Annotated in this window: 15 protein-coding genes and 1 pseudogene; 12 read left to right on the forward strand and 4 right to left on the reverse strand. The window is 66.8% G+C overall.

The window, feature by feature from the left end; translation table 11 throughout:
• Window positions 1–396: 396 nt before the first annotated feature.
• From IWX63_RS15425 to IWX63_RS15435, 3 genes are all read left to right on the forward strand, one after another.
• Window positions 397–651, forward strand: coding sequence for a hypothetical protein (locus tag IWX63_RS15425; protein WP_199279042.1), 255 nt, complete (start codon window positions 397–399; stop codon window positions 649–651).
• 3 nt (window positions 652–654) lie between these two features.
• On the forward strand, window positions 655–1,044 hold the full coding sequence (locus IWX63_RS15430; RefSeq protein WP_199279043.1) for a hypothetical protein: 390 nt from the start codon (window positions 655–657) through the stop codon (window positions 1,042–1,044).
• A 74-nt stretch (window positions 1,045–1,118) separates the two neighbouring features.
• Window positions 1,119–2,930, forward strand: a complete 1,812-nt coding sequence (locus IWX63_RS15435) for a hybrid sensor histidine kinase/response regulator transcription factor (protein ID WP_199279044.1) — start codon at window positions 1,119–1,121, stop codon at window positions 2,928–2,930.
• Between the two features lie 69 nt (window positions 2,931–2,999).
• Here the strand turns inward: IWX63_RS15435 and IWX63_RS15440 are convergent, their stop codons facing one another.
• Entirely contained in the window at window positions 3,000–3,791 is a 792-nt protein-coding gene (locus IWX63_RS15440; RefSeq protein ID WP_199279045.1) for an alpha/beta fold hydrolase, read from the reverse strand.
• Window positions 3,792–4,070: 279 nt separating this feature from the next.
• On the opposite strand from IWX63_RS15440, the gene IWX63_RS15445 reads away from it, so the two are divergent.
• Window positions 4,071–5,096, forward strand: a complete 1,026-nt coding sequence (locus IWX63_RS15445; protein ID WP_199279046.1) for an ATP-dependent 6-phosphofructokinase — start codon at window positions 4,071–4,073, stop codon at window positions 5,094–5,096.
• 112 nt (window positions 5,097–5,208) lie between these two features.
• On the opposite strand, the gene IWX63_RS15450 is transcribed toward IWX63_RS15445, so the two are convergent.
• A complete protein-coding gene (locus tag IWX63_RS15450) occupies window positions 5,209–5,646 on the reverse strand; it encodes a GlcG/HbpS family heme-binding protein (RefSeq protein WP_199279047.1) in 438 nt (145 codons plus the stop codon).
• A gap of 190 nt (window positions 5,647–5,836) precedes the next feature.
• Here IWX63_RS15450 and IWX63_RS15455 point away from each other — a divergent pair, with 190 nt between their 5' ends.
• The 7 genes from IWX63_RS15455 (at window position 5,837) to IWX63_RS15485 (ending at window position 12,244) form a co-directional block, all read left to right on the forward strand.
• Window positions 5,837–6,700: a class II fructose-bisphosphate aldolase gene (locus IWX63_RS15455; RefSeq protein WP_199279048.1), complete on the forward strand. Its 864-nt coding sequence runs from the start codon at window positions 5,837–5,839 to the stop codon at window positions 6,698–6,700.
• Between the two features lie 2 nt (window positions 6,701–6,702).
• Window positions 6,703–7,509, forward strand: coding sequence for an HAD-IA family hydrolase (locus IWX63_RS15460; RefSeq protein WP_199279049.1), 807 nt, complete (start codon window positions 6,703–6,705; stop codon window positions 7,507–7,509).
• Window positions 7,506–8,138 carry a dihydroxyacetone kinase subunit DhaL gene (gene dhaL / locus IWX63_RS15465; protein ID WP_199279050.1) on the forward strand — a complete coding sequence of 211 codons (633 nt, stop codon included), beginning with the start codon at window positions 7,506–7,508 and terminating at the stop codon, window positions 8,136–8,138. Before IWX63_RS15460 ends, dhaL begins: the two co-directional genes overlap by 4 nt.
• 47 nt (window positions 8,139–8,185) lie before the next feature.
• Window positions 8,186–9,181: a dihydroxyacetone kinase subunit DhaK gene (gene dhaK, locus IWX63_RS15470; RefSeq protein ID WP_199279051.1), complete on the forward strand. Its 996-nt coding sequence runs from the start codon at window positions 8,186–8,188 to the stop codon at window positions 9,179–9,181.
• A 150-nt stretch (window positions 9,182–9,331) separates the two neighbouring features.
• Window positions 9,332–9,748 carry an arsenite efflux transporter metallochaperone ArsD gene (gene arsD, locus IWX63_RS15475; RefSeq protein ID WP_334685923.1) on the forward strand — a complete coding sequence of 139 codons (417 nt, stop codon included), beginning with the start codon at window positions 9,332–9,334 and terminating at the stop codon, window positions 9,746–9,748.
• An 8-nt stretch (window positions 9,749–9,756) separates the two neighbouring features.
• Window positions 9,757–11,520, forward strand: coding sequence for an arsenical pump-driving ATPase (gene arsA / locus IWX63_RS15480; RefSeq protein WP_199279053.1), 1,764 nt, complete (start codon window positions 9,757–9,759; stop codon window positions 11,518–11,520).
• A gap of 121 nt (window positions 11,521–11,641) precedes the next feature.
• Entirely contained in the window at window positions 11,642–12,244 is a 603-nt protein-coding gene (locus IWX63_RS15485) for a hypothetical protein (RefSeq protein ID WP_199279054.1), read from the forward strand.
• A gap of 1 nt (window position 12,245) precedes the next feature.
• On the opposite strand, the gene IWX63_RS15490 is transcribed toward IWX63_RS15485, so the two are convergent.
• Complete coding sequence (locus IWX63_RS15490; RefSeq protein WP_334685925.1) at window positions 12,246–13,262, reverse strand: phosphoribosyltransferase family protein; 1,017 nt, start codon at window positions 13,260–13,262, stop codon at window positions 12,246–12,248.
• A gap of 27 nt (window positions 13,263–13,289) precedes the next feature.
• On the reverse strand, window positions 13,290–13,577 hold the full coding sequence (locus tag IWX63_RS16865) for a phosphoribosyltransferase family protein (RefSeq protein ID WP_334685924.1): 288 nt from the start codon (window positions 13,575–13,577) through the stop codon (window positions 13,290–13,292).
• Window positions 13,578–14,112: 535 nt separating this feature from the next.
• On the opposite strand from IWX63_RS16865, the pseudogene IWX63_RS15495 reads away from it, so the two are divergent.
• Window positions 14,113–14,586 (forward strand): annotated as a pseudogene (locus IWX63_RS15495) (type I restriction endonuclease); the annotation flags it as partial.
• Between the last annotated feature and the right edge of the window lie 91 nt (window positions 14,587–14,677).

Genomic DNA, 14,677 nt, shown 5'->3' on the forward strand with positions numbered 1-14,677 from the left:
CCGACCCCGAGCCACCCTGGGCTACCTCACTCCCCGGGAAGTCTTCACTCGACTACTCACCGACAATGTTGCTTCCACCGGTTGACACCAAGCTGTACTTGTTCCTGAATGAGGCGCGCCCTAGCTCGTGCGCTTCAGCGATCGCGGCGTCGAATCCTGCTTGAGTAAATTTCTGCATCAGACGCCCCATTGCTTTGATGTCGAGAACTGTTGCCAAGTCATGGCACCGCTTTTGTCCAGTTGGTCCGGCGAGGCGCTCATGCACATCGAATGTTACTGAGCATACTGGGTGGGGTTGCGCTCCCTGCTGACGCTCAGCGCGCCCGACAGAGTCATACGCCCGTCCCGACAATGCGACTGGGTGCAGAAGTAGCTCAAGGAACTGGAGCCGAGCAGATGAGCGATGTACAGCAGTTGCTGACGATGATCGATACCGAGCTTCCCCGGGAGGAGTGGGCCGTTTGGCCCGGCGGACGGGTGGGTGCCGTCGAGTCGGCTCTCATCGATGCTGTGTTGTCGATCCAGGCCAACTACGGGTCGGAACACAACGGCGTGCGCAGGGCGGTGAATAGGTACGTCGCCTCGCTGGGCCCAAATTCTGATGCCAATGACCTTCAGCGGCTCGCGGACTTTGACTCAGAAACGCTTTAGGAGTTGCTCAACGACCAGATGATCAGCGGCCGCACCAAGGCGTCAGCCATCCAGGAAGCAGCACAAAATCTGGTGAGTGTCGGGGTTGTGGCAGCACAGGACCTCGAAGGAACGAACCTCGATCATAAGGAGGCCTACACGAAAGTCCATGGTCTTGGTGCGGTGACCTGGGAGTACTTCTGCATGCTTCTCGGCACGCCGGGTGTCAAAGCAGACACCTGGATTGTGGCTGCGGTCAGCAGGGCCCTTGGACGGCAGGTAAGTCCTCAAGAAGCGCGGCAGATCGTGATCGGGGCTGCAGAAGCTCTGGAGACGAACCCAACTGAGCTAGATCACGCGCTTTGGACGTACGAGCGGTCCCGCACAGTGGAGGACGTAGTCGACGTCAGTTGAAGCTAGTGCTCGGGCCGCTATCCTGAAACCCCGAGCGCAGCGCCGCGCCCGGTCGCAGGAGACAGGTGCCGTCCATGCAGCAGCTTCCGTCCAGCATCACCCAGAGCCAACACAGCCACACCCCGCCGTCACAACTTGATCGCATCACCGAACTGGCCGGAGACCTCGCCGGTCAGTTCGAACTGGTCCCGCTGCTCGAACGTGTCCTCGGGCATGCCGCCGCCCTCCTTGGATGTGAGAGCGGCTCCATCTCGATCGTCCATGAGGCCGAGGGGTACTACCGCAAGGAAGTGGACCAGGGGGTCGGCTGCCGCGAAGGCCAGACCTTCCCGCTGACCGAAGGCCTCACCGGACAGATCGTGAAGACCCGCGGCACCGTGATCCTCGACCGCTACGCGTCCGTGCCGAGGGGGCACATCGACCCGACTGATTCGCGGTGGGGGAGTGCGGTCATCGGCGTCCCCATCACGTGGGCCGGTAGCATCATCGGCACGTTCGCCATCTTCAGTGACGGTCCCGGCCGCGTCTTCAGCGCGGGCGACGCCTCGCTCGTGGAACTGTTCGCCAACCACGCCGCCATCGCCATCATGAACTCCCGGCTCCACCAGGCCGCTGCGGCGAAGGAACGGGAGGCCGCCGTCGCCGGTGAACGCGAACGTGCCGTGCAGGAGGTCCACGAGACCATCGGGCGGTCCCTCGGCGCGCTGCTGCTCCACCTCGACCGCGCGGACAAGGCGACTCCCGGCGGTTCGCCCTCCATCCAGCACATCGACGGCGCCCGGGTCCTCGCTCACGAAGCGCTGTTCGAGACCCGCCGCACCGTACTGGGCCTCGGACCCTCCAGCGTTGCCGGCCGGACCCTCGAGGAATCCGTCCGCCAGGAACTCGATCGGGTCAACGCCGACCACCCGGTCGACGTGACGCTCCTCGTGACCGGCGACCCCCACGAACTGGCGCCCGCCGTCGCGCACCAGCTCTTCATGATCATCCAGGAAGCGGTGGCCAACGCGGTGGCGCACGCCGGCGCGACTGCGTGCCGGGTGGGCGTCTTCTACGACTCCGCCGGCATCACGGCCGTCGTCGAGGACAACGGCCGCGGGTTCGAGGCCCCGGAAGCGTCGCATCTCAAAGGCAGCCGGCTCGGGCTGCACGGCATGGCGGCCCGCGCACACTACCTGCGCGGTGAGCTGCACGTCGATTCGACGCCGGGCTGGGGTACGAGTGTCCGGGCCGAGGTGCCCTACTCCTCGAACGGCGACACCTCCCGCGAACGGTGGAAGGTCCTCGTCGCCTGCACGCAGCCCCTGATCAGGGCCGGCCTCGTCCGGCTCCTCGAGACCTCCGAGCCGTCAGTTCAGGTTCTGGGCGAGTTCGGGACGCTCGAGGACCTCACGGAGTCGGTATCCCTCCTGCAGCCGGACATGCTCGTCCTCGACCAGCACCTGCTCGGCGAATACGCCGAGGCCCGCGTGAGGGAGACGGACACCGTGGACCGTCCGGTCGTCGCCGTCGTCGACCGCCCCACCGACGAGCAGTTGGCGGCCGCGGCGTCGTCGGGCGTGCGCGGCTTCCTCTCCCTCTCCTCCTCACCGGCGGAGGTGGCGCGCGTCGTCGTCGCCGCCGCCCGCGGCGACGCCCTGCTGGATGGCGCGATGTTCACGCGGCTCACGGAGACCCGGGCGCCCGACGCCGGCGATGCGATCCAACTGACGGCCCGCGAACTCGAGGTCCGGGACCTCCTGGCCGAGGGCCTGGCGGACAAGCAGATCGCCACGCGCCTCGCCATCTCGGTCAAGACCGTCGAGAAGCACGTGAGTGCGATGCTCCGGAAGACCGGGACCCGCAACCGCACCATGCTGGTGGGGTTGCAGCGCCAGCCTCAGTAGGCGCCCATTCTCTGCCGTCGTACTGAGGCGCCGCCCGCCCGTGTGCCAGGTGTGCGGCTCAGAGGACGGTTACGAGGACCCAGCGGCGGTGGCGTCGAGGATGAACCGGGCTGTCTCCTGCGGCTGGTCCCAGTGCGGGAAGTGCCCGCAGTCCTCGAAGACGTGCAGGGTGGCGTCTGGATAGAGGGACATGGCGATCGCGGCCTCGCTGAGCGGGGTGACCCTGTCCGACCGCCCCCAGCCGAACGCCAGCGTGCCCTTGATCGTCCCCTGTGCCGCGCCCGCCTGGCGCGGTCCGTGCGCGAGCGACTTCCGCGCTTCATCAAGACTCGGCGAGGTGGCGAATCCGCGGAGCTCGGTGAGGACGAGGTCCGGGTCGAGCTTCCAGGGGGCTGCGGAGAACTGGGCGAGCAACGCCGTGCGGCCCGCAGCCTGCTGGACGAGTGATGGCAGGACGGACTGGAGGCGCCGTACCAGCCCGATGGACGCGGTGATGCTGCCGTTGAAGATGCGCACCTGCGTGTCGCTCCAGAATCCTCCGGGATCGAGGGCGACCACGTTGCCGGCGTGACCCCGCCGCGCCAGCTCGACCCCGATCCGCGCACCCATCGAGCTTCCGACGAGATCCGCGTCGCGCAGGTTCTCCTGCTCGAGGAACTGCGCGACGGCGTCCGTGAGGGTCGTGATGGTCACCTCGCCCGCGAGCGGCGCGCTGCTGCCGAATCCGGGGAGGTCGATGGCGATGACCTCGCGCTGCTCCCGCAGGAGGGGGAGGATGGGGTCCCAGGTGCGGACGCTCGAGCCGAGCCCATGCACGAGGACGAGTGGCTTTCCGGTGCCGGATCGTTCGGTGTTCAACATGTGGAGACCTTTCGTAGCCGGAGCGAGAGCCCAGTCTATGCGGGGCACGGAGCGCTGCAGCCGGTCCCCGGTGGCGAGGGACCGGGCCGGAGAAGCTTCCGGTCTGCACGCGATGCCGGCCGGATGACGACGGCGCCGATGACGCTGCCGTCGGCCTCTCCAGTGGGGTTTTCCCGTAGTGCCGGGGTGGGGAAACCCTCATTTCGAAGAACGGGTTTTTCTTGTTGAGTGGAATCCGGGGCGTACCGGGCATTCGACGAGCATGGCGGAGGAACACTGATGGCGAGAATTGGCATCCTGACGAGCGGGGGCGATTGTCCGGGACTCAACGACGTGATTCGGTCCAGCGTGCTGCGTGGCATCCGCACGTACGGTGACGAGTTCGTCGGCTTCAAGGACGGTTGGCGCGGACTGGTGGACCGCGACACCCTTGAACTGGACTGGCTGAGTGTCCGGGGGATCGGGGGCCTGGGAGGAACGATCCTGGGAACCTCCCGTACCAACCCGCTCGAAGGAGGCGGCGTCGAGCAGATCAAGGAGAATCTCGATGCCCTCGGGGTGGACGCCCTCATCGTCATCGGCGGGGAGGGGACGTTGACCGTCGCCAAGATCCTGAGCGACGGCGGCGTCCCGATCATCGGAGTGCCGAAGACCGTGGACAACGATCTTTCGGCGACCGATTTCTCCTTCGGTTTCCACACCGCGGTCGAGATCGCTACCGAGGCGATCGACCGGCTCAAGACCACCGGGCAATCCCATCACCGCTGCATGATCGCCGAGGTGATGGGACGTCACGCCGGGTGGATCGCCCTCTACGCCGGGATGGCGACCAGCTCCCACGCGATCCTGCTCCCGGAACAGAAAGCGAGCCTCGACGAGATCTGTGCCTGGGTGGAGGGCCCGTTCCGCCGGGGACGGACACCGCTGGTGGTCGTGGCCGAGGGATTCATCGCCGAGGGCATGTCCGAACCCCACGCGGACCGCGGGCTGGACGCCTTCGAACGTCCGCGGCTGGGCGGTATCGGCGAACGCCTCGCTCCCCTCATCGAAGGTCGGACAGGCATCGAGACCCGGTCGACCACCCTGGGCCACATCCAGCGGGGAGGCGCCCCGAGCGCGTCGGACCGGGTCCTGGCAACCCGACTGGGACTGTCCGCCGTGGACGCCGTCCACGACGAGGCCTGGGGCCAGATGGTCGCCACGCGCGCCGACAGTATCATCCGTGTCAGCCTGAACGACTCGGTCGGAAAGCTCAAGACGGTCCCGCAGGCACGCTACGACGAGGCCACCTACCTGTTCGGCTAGGGTCGGGCCGGGTCGTTGAACACGATGGGACCCCCGCAGAGAACGGGGGTCCCATCGGATGTTTCACGGGTACGGTCGGGGATGTTCAGCTCCGCGGCACGCAACCCCGGGATCAGGCGACCGCGAACTCGAGGTAGGCGGCGGCGCCGGCTGAGGCGACTTCCTGGTCCTGCTCGACGGTGCCGGTGGAGACGCCGATCGCGCCGATGATGCTGCCGTCACGCACGAGGGGGATGCCTCCGGGGAACACCACGAGGCGTCCGCCGTGCGCATCGTTCAGTCCGTAGATGGGACCGTGGGGCCGGGTGAGTTCCTGCAGGTCGCCGGTCTCGCACTGGAAGGCGATGGCCGTGTAGGCCTTGTTGATCGCAATGGTGATGCTGCCGATGTTCGCGCCGTCCATGCGCACGTGCGCCTTCAGGTTCCCGCCGGCGTCGACCACGGCGATGTCCATGGGCTGGCCGATCTCCGTGGCCTTCGCTGCCGCGGCGTCGATGACGATGCGGGCTTCTTCCGAGGTGATGGTCTCGAGTACTGATCCGGGTGTCATGGGTGTCCTTCGTCGTCGAAGTGGGTGGCCGGATAGCCGCGGCCCACTCAACCACCCGCGTCCGCTGCTGGCGAGGTGGTGATTACCCGGGGTGGTGATTCCCCCCAGGCCAGGGGCGGGAGAACCCCCATATCCAGGGCGCCGACGTCCACCTAGCGTGGGGGGAAGCCTGACCAGGAGGAATCATATTGTGGCTGTAGTACCACTGAAGGACATCGTCGACCCGGCATTCAAGGCACGCTACGGAGTGCCCGCCATCAACATCTTCAACGACCTGACCATGGAAGGCGTACTGGCCGGCGCGGTGGAGGCCAACTCCCCGGTGATCCTGCAGACCTCGGTGAAGACCGTGCGCACCGTCGGCTCCCGCGTGCTCTTCGACATGTGGCAGTCCATGACGCGCGGCATCGAGGTGCCCGTCACCCTGCACCTGGATCACTGCCCCGACCGCGAAGTCATCACGGACTGCCTGCGGGTCGGCTGGAACTCGGTGCTCTTCGACGCCTCCGAGCTCCCGGTGGAGGAGAACCAGCGCCAGACCATCGAGGTCGTCGCCGAGGCCCGCCGCCACAACGCGCAGGTGGAGGGCGAGATCGAGGCGATCACCGGCGTCGAGGACGACCACGGGTCCGACGACGTATCCCGTCAGCAGACGCTCGAGGTGGCCCTCGCCTTCATCGACGCCACGGGGATCGACGTCTTCGCGCCCTCCATCGGCAACGCCCACGGCAGCTACAAGGCCGCCCCGGTGCTCGACGCCAACCGCGTCACCCAGCTTGTCGAGGCCCGCAGCGTCCCCATCGCCCTGCACGGCGGCAGTGGCCTGAGCGCCGAGCAGTTCGCCGACCTCATCGCCCGCGGCTGCGCAAAGGTCAACATCTCCACGGCGCTCAAGGAGACGTACATGCAGTCCAGCCTGGCGTTCCTCAAGCAGGCTGAGCAGAACAGCAAGTGGGATCCGCCGTCGCTGTTCAAGCACACCCGGGCCGACGTCATCGCGCTCGTCACGGATCTCTGCACGCAGTTCGGCAGCGCCGGCAAGGGTGGCCGCTGAGCATGCCCGCCCTCATCTTCGACTGCGACGGCGTCCTCGCCGACACCGAGCAGTACGGCCACCTGCCCGCCTTCAACCAGACCTTCACCGACTTCGGCGTCCCCGTGCAGTGGAGCGTCGACGAGTACGCCGAGAAGGTGAAGATCGGCGGCGGCAAGGAGCGCATGCGCAGCATCCTCACGCCCGCGCTGGTCGCTGAACTCGGCCTCGACGACGACGCTTCTACCGACGCCGCGATCCTCGCCTGGCACAAGCGCAAGACCGAGATCTACAAGGGGCTCGTCGAGAGCGGCGTCATGCCGGCCCGGCCCGGCATCGCCCGCATCGTGCAGGAAGCGCACGACGCCGGGTGGACGCTCGCCGTCGCCTCCACCTCCGCGGAACCCGCCGTCCGCGCCGTCCTGACGCACGCCGTCGGCGAGGACCTCGCCGCGCACTTCGCGGTGTTCGCCGGCGACGTCGTGCCCGCCAAGAAACCTGCACCCGACATCTACCTGCTGGCGCTGAAGGATCTCGGGGTCGCGGCCGAGGACGCGATCGTCGTTGAGGACAGCGGCAACGGGCTCCGCGCCGCCGTCGCCGCCGGCCTCGCCACCGTGGTGACCGTCAGCGGATTCACCCGCGAGGAGGACTTCACCGGGGCGGCGCTCGTCGTCAGCTCGCTCGGCGACCCGGACGGCGAGCCGGTCGAGGTCCTCGCGGACCCGCACGGCGTCGGCGTCAGCGGCTCCGTCACCCTTGCCACCCTGAAGGCCCTCCTCGACACCTCGTCGACTGCAGCACCGTCCACCGGAACGGAGACATCATGAGCACCACCAAGATCGCCGACGTCGAGTACGTCGTCCACTCCCTGGCGCAGACCGCCGTCGAGAAGGAGAAGGAGTTCGGCGATCTCGACGCCGTGGTGGGCGACGGTGACCTCGGCTACTCCCTGGCCCGCGGCTTCGAGAAGGTCCTGGCCGACTGGGACTCCCTGAAGCGTGACGACGCCGCCACGTTCCTCCAGCAGATCGCGCTCGCCATCTCCAGCAGGATCGGCGGGACCTCCGGCCCGCTGTGGGGGACGGCGTTCCTCCGGGCGTCCGCTGCCGCGAAGACCGCCGACACGATCGACGGGGCCGCCGCGGTCGCCATGCTCCGCGGCGCCACCGACGGCATCAAGGCCCGCGGCAACTCGGACCTCGGCGACAAGACGCTGCTCGACGCCCTCATCCCCGCCACCGACGAGCTGGAACGCCAGCTCGCCGCGGGTGCCTCGCCGGAGGACTGCCGGAAGGCGTTCGCCGCGAAGGTCCGCGAGTGCGCGGATGCGACGTCGACCATGGAGGCCAAGCGTGGCCGTGCCAGCTACAGCGGTACCCGCAGCATCGGCTCACCCGACGCCGGCGCGGTGGCCGTGGCCGTCATCATCGAGCGCATCGTGGCCGACTGGCCCTAAGTGTTCCGCCCTCACCCGTCCGAAACTCACAACGAAGTGGAGCCCCCATGAAGAAGTTCGTCAATGATCCGCAGCAGTTCGTCCCCGAGATGCTCGAGGGCCTGGCGCTCGCCAACCCGGACACCCTGAAGTACGTGCCCGAGTACAACCTGATCATGCGCGCCGACGGTCCGGATCAGAGCAAGGTGTCGATCGTGCAGGGCTCCGGCTCCGGCCACGAGCCCGCGCACGTGATGATCGTGGGCAAGGGCATGCTCGACGCCGCGTGCCCGGGCGACGTGTTCGCGGCCCCGCCGTTCGACTACGTGTACGAGACCACCAAGATGATGGCATCGCCCAAGGGCGTGCTGCTGCTGGTGAACAACTACACGGGCGACAAGATGGTCTTCGAGATGGCGCAGGAGATGTCCTCGGCGGACGGCATCGAGGTCAAGACGCTGTTCATCAACGACGACGTCTCCGTGGAGGACTCCACCTACACGATCGGGCGCCGCGGTGTGGCGGGCAACTTCTTCGTCATCAAGGCCGTGGCTGCTGCAGCCGAGCGGGGCGCGGACCTCAACGAGGTTATCCGCATCGGCGAGAAGGTGAACTCGGTGACCCGCACCATGGGTGTCGCGCTCACCGCGTGCACCCCGCCCGCCAAGGGCAGCCCGCTGTTCGAACTCGGCGACGACGAGATCGAGATGGGCGTCGGCATCCACGGTGAGCCTGGCCGTCGTCGGGCGAAGATGATGCCGGCCAACGAGATCGTCGAGGAACTGCTCGCCCCGGTCGTGAAGGACCTGCCCTTCAAGGAGGGCGACCGCGTGGCGCTCATGATCAACGGTCTTGGCGGCACCCCGATCAGCGAGCTGTACCTGCTGTACGGGCAGGCGCACAAGCGCCTCGCCGAGCAGGGCATCACCGTGGGCCGCAGCTATGTGGGGGAGTACTGCACGTCCCTGGACATGGCCGGTGCGTCCATCACGCTGGTCCGGCTCGACGACGAGATCGAGGGCCTGCTCATGGACCCCGCGGAGATCCCCATCCGCACGTTCTAAATGGCGCACTAGCTTCACGGCGTACGACGGCGGGCCGCTCACCTCTCGGTGGGCGGCCCGCCATTCTGTGTCGGGCGTCCTATCGCGTATCGATAATCATCGATATACTGGGAGTGAGTCCCAGCCGCTATGCACGCCGAGGAGCACCCCATGCCCGCTATCCGCATCTACGAATCAGCTCTCTGCTGCGACACCGGCGTCTGCGGCCCCGACGTGGACCAGTCCCTGGTGAATGTGACCGCCGACGTGCGTCACCTCCAGGGCCTCGGCGCCGATATCGCGCGCCACAACCTCACCAGCGAACCGACCGCCTTCACGGAGGACGACATGGTCCGCGGGTTCATGCACCTCGTCGGATCGAAGGGCCTCCCGCTCACCATCGTCGACGGCGTGACGGTCGCCACCGGCACGTACCCGAGCCGGGAGCAGCTGGTCCGCTTTGCGGGGCTGGGTGAAGCCACCGGTGAAGCCGTCGGTGAAGCCACCGTCGAACCGCGGCCCCGCCCGGACCTCGGCCTGACCGACGCATCCGGCGGCTGCTGCGGCGGCTCAACGAGCTGCAACTAGGACCCGGCATGAAGTTCCTCGAGGACGCACCCCGATTCCTGTTCTTCACCGGCAAGGGCGGCGTGGGCAAGACCTCCGTGGCCTGCGCCACCGCGCTCACCCTTGCGAGGGCCGGTCAGAAGGTCCTGTTGGTCAGTACCGACCCCGCCTCCAACGTGGGGCAGGTCTTCGGCGTCACCATCGGGAACACCATCACCGACATCGCGGGAGTTGCGGGGCTCTCCGCGCTGGAGATCGACCCGGAGCAGGCCGCGGAGGCCTACCGCGAGCGGATCATCGCGCCGGTCCGCGGCCTCCTCCCGGAGACCGAGCTGGCCGGGATCGCCGAGAGCCTGTCCGGGTCCTGCACCACGGAGATCGCCTCCTTCGACGAGTTCACGAACCTGCTCGCCGACGACGGCTCCTACGGGGAGTACGACCACATCCTGTTCGACACCGCCCCCACCGGCCACACGATCCGGCTCCTTCAGCTGCCCGGCTCCTGGACCGACTTCCTCGAGGCCGGCAAGGGAGACCCCTCCTGCCTGGGCCCCCTGTCCGGATTGGAGAAGCACAAGCAGGTCTACGCGACGGCGGTCCAGGCACTCACCGACCCGGCGAGGACCCGGCTCGTCCTCGTGGCCCGTGCGCAGACCTCATCGCTGGTCGAGATCGAGCGGACGTACCTCGAGCTCAACCAGATCGGGATCGGGGGCGGGTACGTCGTCATCAACGGCGTCCTGCCCGGCGCCGCGGGGGACGAAGACCTGGCGCAGGCCCTGCGTGCACGGGAGGCTGCGGCCATCGCGGCCATCCCCGGCGCGGTCGCCGGTCTGCCCCGCGACGTCCTGGATCTGAAGCCGGCGAACATGGTCGGCATCCCGGCGCTCGAATCCCTGTTCGCGGCGTCGTCCGGTGCCGGTATCCCCGACGACGCCACGCCGGTCTCCGACGTCGAGGACGCCCCGCTGGCCGCCCTGGTCAATGAGGTGGAGCTCGACGGCCACGGCCTCGTCATGTGTATGGGCAAGGGCGGGGTCGGGAAGACCACGGTCGCTGCCGCGATCGCCGTCGCCCTGGCCAAACGCGGGCACGCGGTCCACCTCACCACCACCGACCCCGCGGCGCATCTCACTGAGACACTCCACGGATCCATCCCGGGTTTGACGGTGTCGCGCATCGATCCGGAAGCGGCCATTGCCGAGTATCGGAGCCACGTGATGGAGACCAAGGGCCGGAATCTGGATGATGACGGGCGTGCGGCCCTCGCCGAGGACCTGCTGTCGCCCTGCACGGACGAGGTGGCAGTGTTCCGGCAGTTCTCTAAGGTGGTCCAGGAATCACGGAGGCATTTCGTCGTCATCGACACCGCCCCGACCGGTCACACGCTGCTGCTCCTGGACGCCACCGGCTCCTATCACCGGGAGATCGCCCGGCAGGTCGGGGACACCATGGGATTCGTGACGCCGCTGATGCGGCTCCAGGACCCGGCCCAGACCAAGGTCGTTCTCGTGACACTGGCCGAGACCACGCCCGTGCTGGAGGCCCAGGAACTGCAGGGCGACCTGGAACGGGCCGGGATCCACCCGTGGGCCTGGGTGGTCAACAACTCGATCGCAGCCGCACACCCGCAGACGCCGTTCCTGCGGGCCCGCGCGACGAGCGAGATCGAGCAGATCGCGAAGGTGCACACGCTGACGGACCGTTTCGCTCTGATCCCGCTGCTGTCCGAAGAGCCCACGGGTGAGGAGAAGCTGACGGCCCTGACCGCCCTCAGCTCCCTGCCTGCCTGACGCGGAGTCGTGCGCCCACGGTGTCGCTGCGCGCCACGGTCGGTGAGGGCCGGTAGCCTGACGGCGGGTCTCCGAGCGTGAGCGCCGGAGCAAGCATCGATCATCTCTATGGGGGCATTTCTTGGATCTATTCGGCGGCGCGAGCCTTGACGCGCTTCGTATCTTCACGTGGATAGTGCCTGTCGTCGTCGCGCTGGGAGCAGGCTTCTTGCTTCGACGCAGCTTTCACTGGATTGCACTGGGTGCCGTTCTCTTTTTCGCAGGCCTGAACGCGGCTGCCGGGATCTACGTCCTGAACCATTTCAGTGATTCGCGGTGGTCCCCCGAGGGAATGGCGCAGCTGAGCGCTCCGTCACTGTCCGAGACGCCCTTGGTGGGGGATTCCCTCGTACCCCTCGACTCCGTGCTGGAAGGAGTAGTCGGCGGGGTGAATGACTTCCGGGCATTCCAGCAGGCCCTCCCCGTGACGCTGGACTTCCTCGCTGTGTCCGGATGGGCCCTGCTGGTGTCGGTCCCGCTCGTCATTCTTGCCGCTGCTCTCAGCTTCCTTGCGGCTCGACGCCGGAAGGCCGAGGCCTCGAAATACCGTGCGACGGTCGACTCACTCAAGGACGAGCTGGAGCAGATCAAGCGGCAGATCGCGGCCGGGTATCCCACCAGCACGATCCTTTCCGCTGAGGAAGACGTGATTGATGCGGGGCCACGATCGACGAGTAGAGGCTGAATCAGGCGTCCCTTCCAAGTGGGGACGGCAGGAGATATCGGCAGAACCAGTCGGCAGCCAAGGTGGCAGCCGTCGCCAGTGTTCCGGGTTCCTCGAAGAGGTGGGTGGCGCCCGGAACAATCTCCAGGCGGGTGGGAGCACGCATCAGTGCCGTGGCCTGCCAGTTCAGGGCAAGCACTTCGGTGTCGTTTCCACCCACGATCAGGAGGGTGGGGGCCTGCACATCCGCGAGTCGGGGACCGGCCAGGTCCGGCCGGCCTCCGCGGGACACGACGGCGGCAACGGTGGCGTGCGGTTCGGCGGCGGCCCAGAGTGCGGCACCGGCCCCCGTGCTTGCCCCGAAGTAGCCGATCCGGCCGGGCCATCCGTCCTGTTGGGCTTCGAGCCATGCGGTAGCGGCCCCGAGCCGTTCTGCCAGGAGGGCGATATCGAATACGTTGGTGCGGTCGACCTCCTCGGCGGGGGTCAGCAGATCGAGCAGCAGTGTGCCCAGGCCGGCGTCGTGGAGGACCGAGGCAACGAACCGATTGCGGGGGCTGTGCCTGCTGCTGCCACTGCCATGAGCAAAAATCACGATGCCTTTGCATTCTGCCGGCCGGCACAGGGTGCCGCGCAGTCGCACCATGCCGTCGGTGATCTCCACTTCCTCTTCGGCACCTTCCGCGTGGACGGCTTCCTCCCGGGAACGATGCAGTGAGTGGGCTGCGGCGTCGAGCAGCCTCACCACTTCGTCATCCTCGGTGGGCGAGAAGTCGTGGTAGTAGTAGCCCACCGCCTGGAATCTCGGCGGTGAAACAAGGCACACGATCTCGTCCGCTTCCTTGAACGAGGCCGCGGTCCGGGCCGGCGCGACGGGCACCGCGAGGATCACCCGTGCCGCGCCGAGGTGCCTGGCCACCTGGCATGCCACGCGTGCAGTGGAACCGGTGGCAATTCCATCGTCCACAACGACGACGGTGCGCCCCTGGACATCTGCCCGGTTCCTTCCCTGCCGGTACCGGGCCAGTCGCCCCTCCAGGAGTTGGCGTTCCTTCCTCTCGACCGTTCACAGGTCCTCCTCCGCGACATGGGCCCGCGAGATGACATGTGTATCGAGGACCTTGGCGCCGCCCTCTCCAATCGCGCCCATGGCAACCTCTGGCTGGAAGGGAATTCCCAATTTCCGCACCACGATCACGTCCAGCGGCGCATCAAGGGCTTTCGCCACCTCCAAGGCAACCGGAACACCGCCACGGGGCAAACCCAGCACCACCACGTCCTGACCGCGCAACCCTGCGAGCCTCTGCCCCAACCGTCGGCCGGCGTCGGTCCTGTCCAGAAACTCGAACATCATCCCTCATAGGTTGTGAACTGGTCCTTCGGCATGCACTTCTCCTCGGGGTGGTTGGTGCTGCTTGCCGGCGTCCCCGGATGGAAAGCGGCGGCGCCAGGGCTTTGCCCTGCATGGCGAACGACACAATCGGGCCCGCGTAGGGTCCGATCTTCGGGCCAACTCTTGGTTGGTTCTCAGAGGCTTTCGTCCCTCATGTGTCCGTAGAGCCGGGGCGCCGCCGTGGTTTCTCACTGTGTCCTTGCGCTCTGCACACCGCGGTACCGGTCGGAGTAGCTGCGATGCCTGTGAAGCCTCGCCATCGTCATCAGCGAAAACGTATGGGCGGCGGCGCAGCTACCTCGAAAATTGACGCCCCACGGATTCTTTAGGGTGAACAGTTTTGGTCTCAGGTAATAGGAGCCCGGCCGCGTGGTTCCTCATCGGCGCAAACGCCGGCACAGATGCGGCGTGGTTCGTCGGGTTCGCGTGATGATTGACAGAGAATGTCGCTGTGCCGGAATAGGCTGGACCATAACCAATAAACGCAGGGGGATTTGTGGATTTTGCAGAACGACTGACAGCGCTTGCCGCGAAGGTGCGGCAGCAGAGGTCTCAGATCGAAACCGAGGAAGCGACGAAGAACGCCTTCATCATGCCGTTCATCTCGACCATTCTCGGATACGACGTCTTCAACCCACTCGAGGTTGTTCCTGAGTTCACCGCGGATGTCGGCGTGAAGAAGGGGGAGAAAATTGATTACGCGATCATGCACGGCGGCACCGTTCAGATACTCATCGAGTGCAAGAAGTCGAAGGAACCGCTGAAGATCGAACACGCATCCCAGCTGTACCGGTACTTCGCCGTCACCAACGCTCGGATAGCCATCCTCACGAACGGCGAGGTGTACGAGTTCTTCACGGACTTGGACGCGCCGAACCGGATGGATGCAAAGCCTTTTTTGGTGCTGGACCTCAACGACATCGACGAGACCCTGATACCCGAGCTGATGAAGCTGTCGAAGGAAATCTGGCCCTTCGCAGTTGAGCGTGGGTAGGGCGGTCAGGGGCTGACTCGGTAGGGTTGGCTGCTGTTGGTGCGGCGTGGTGCGGCGGGAATGAGGT

It is taken from the genome of Arthrobacter sp. CAN_A2, assembly GCF_015752045.1.
GTDB lineage: Bacteria > Actinomycetota > Actinomycetes > Actinomycetales > Micrococcaceae > Arthrobacter_D.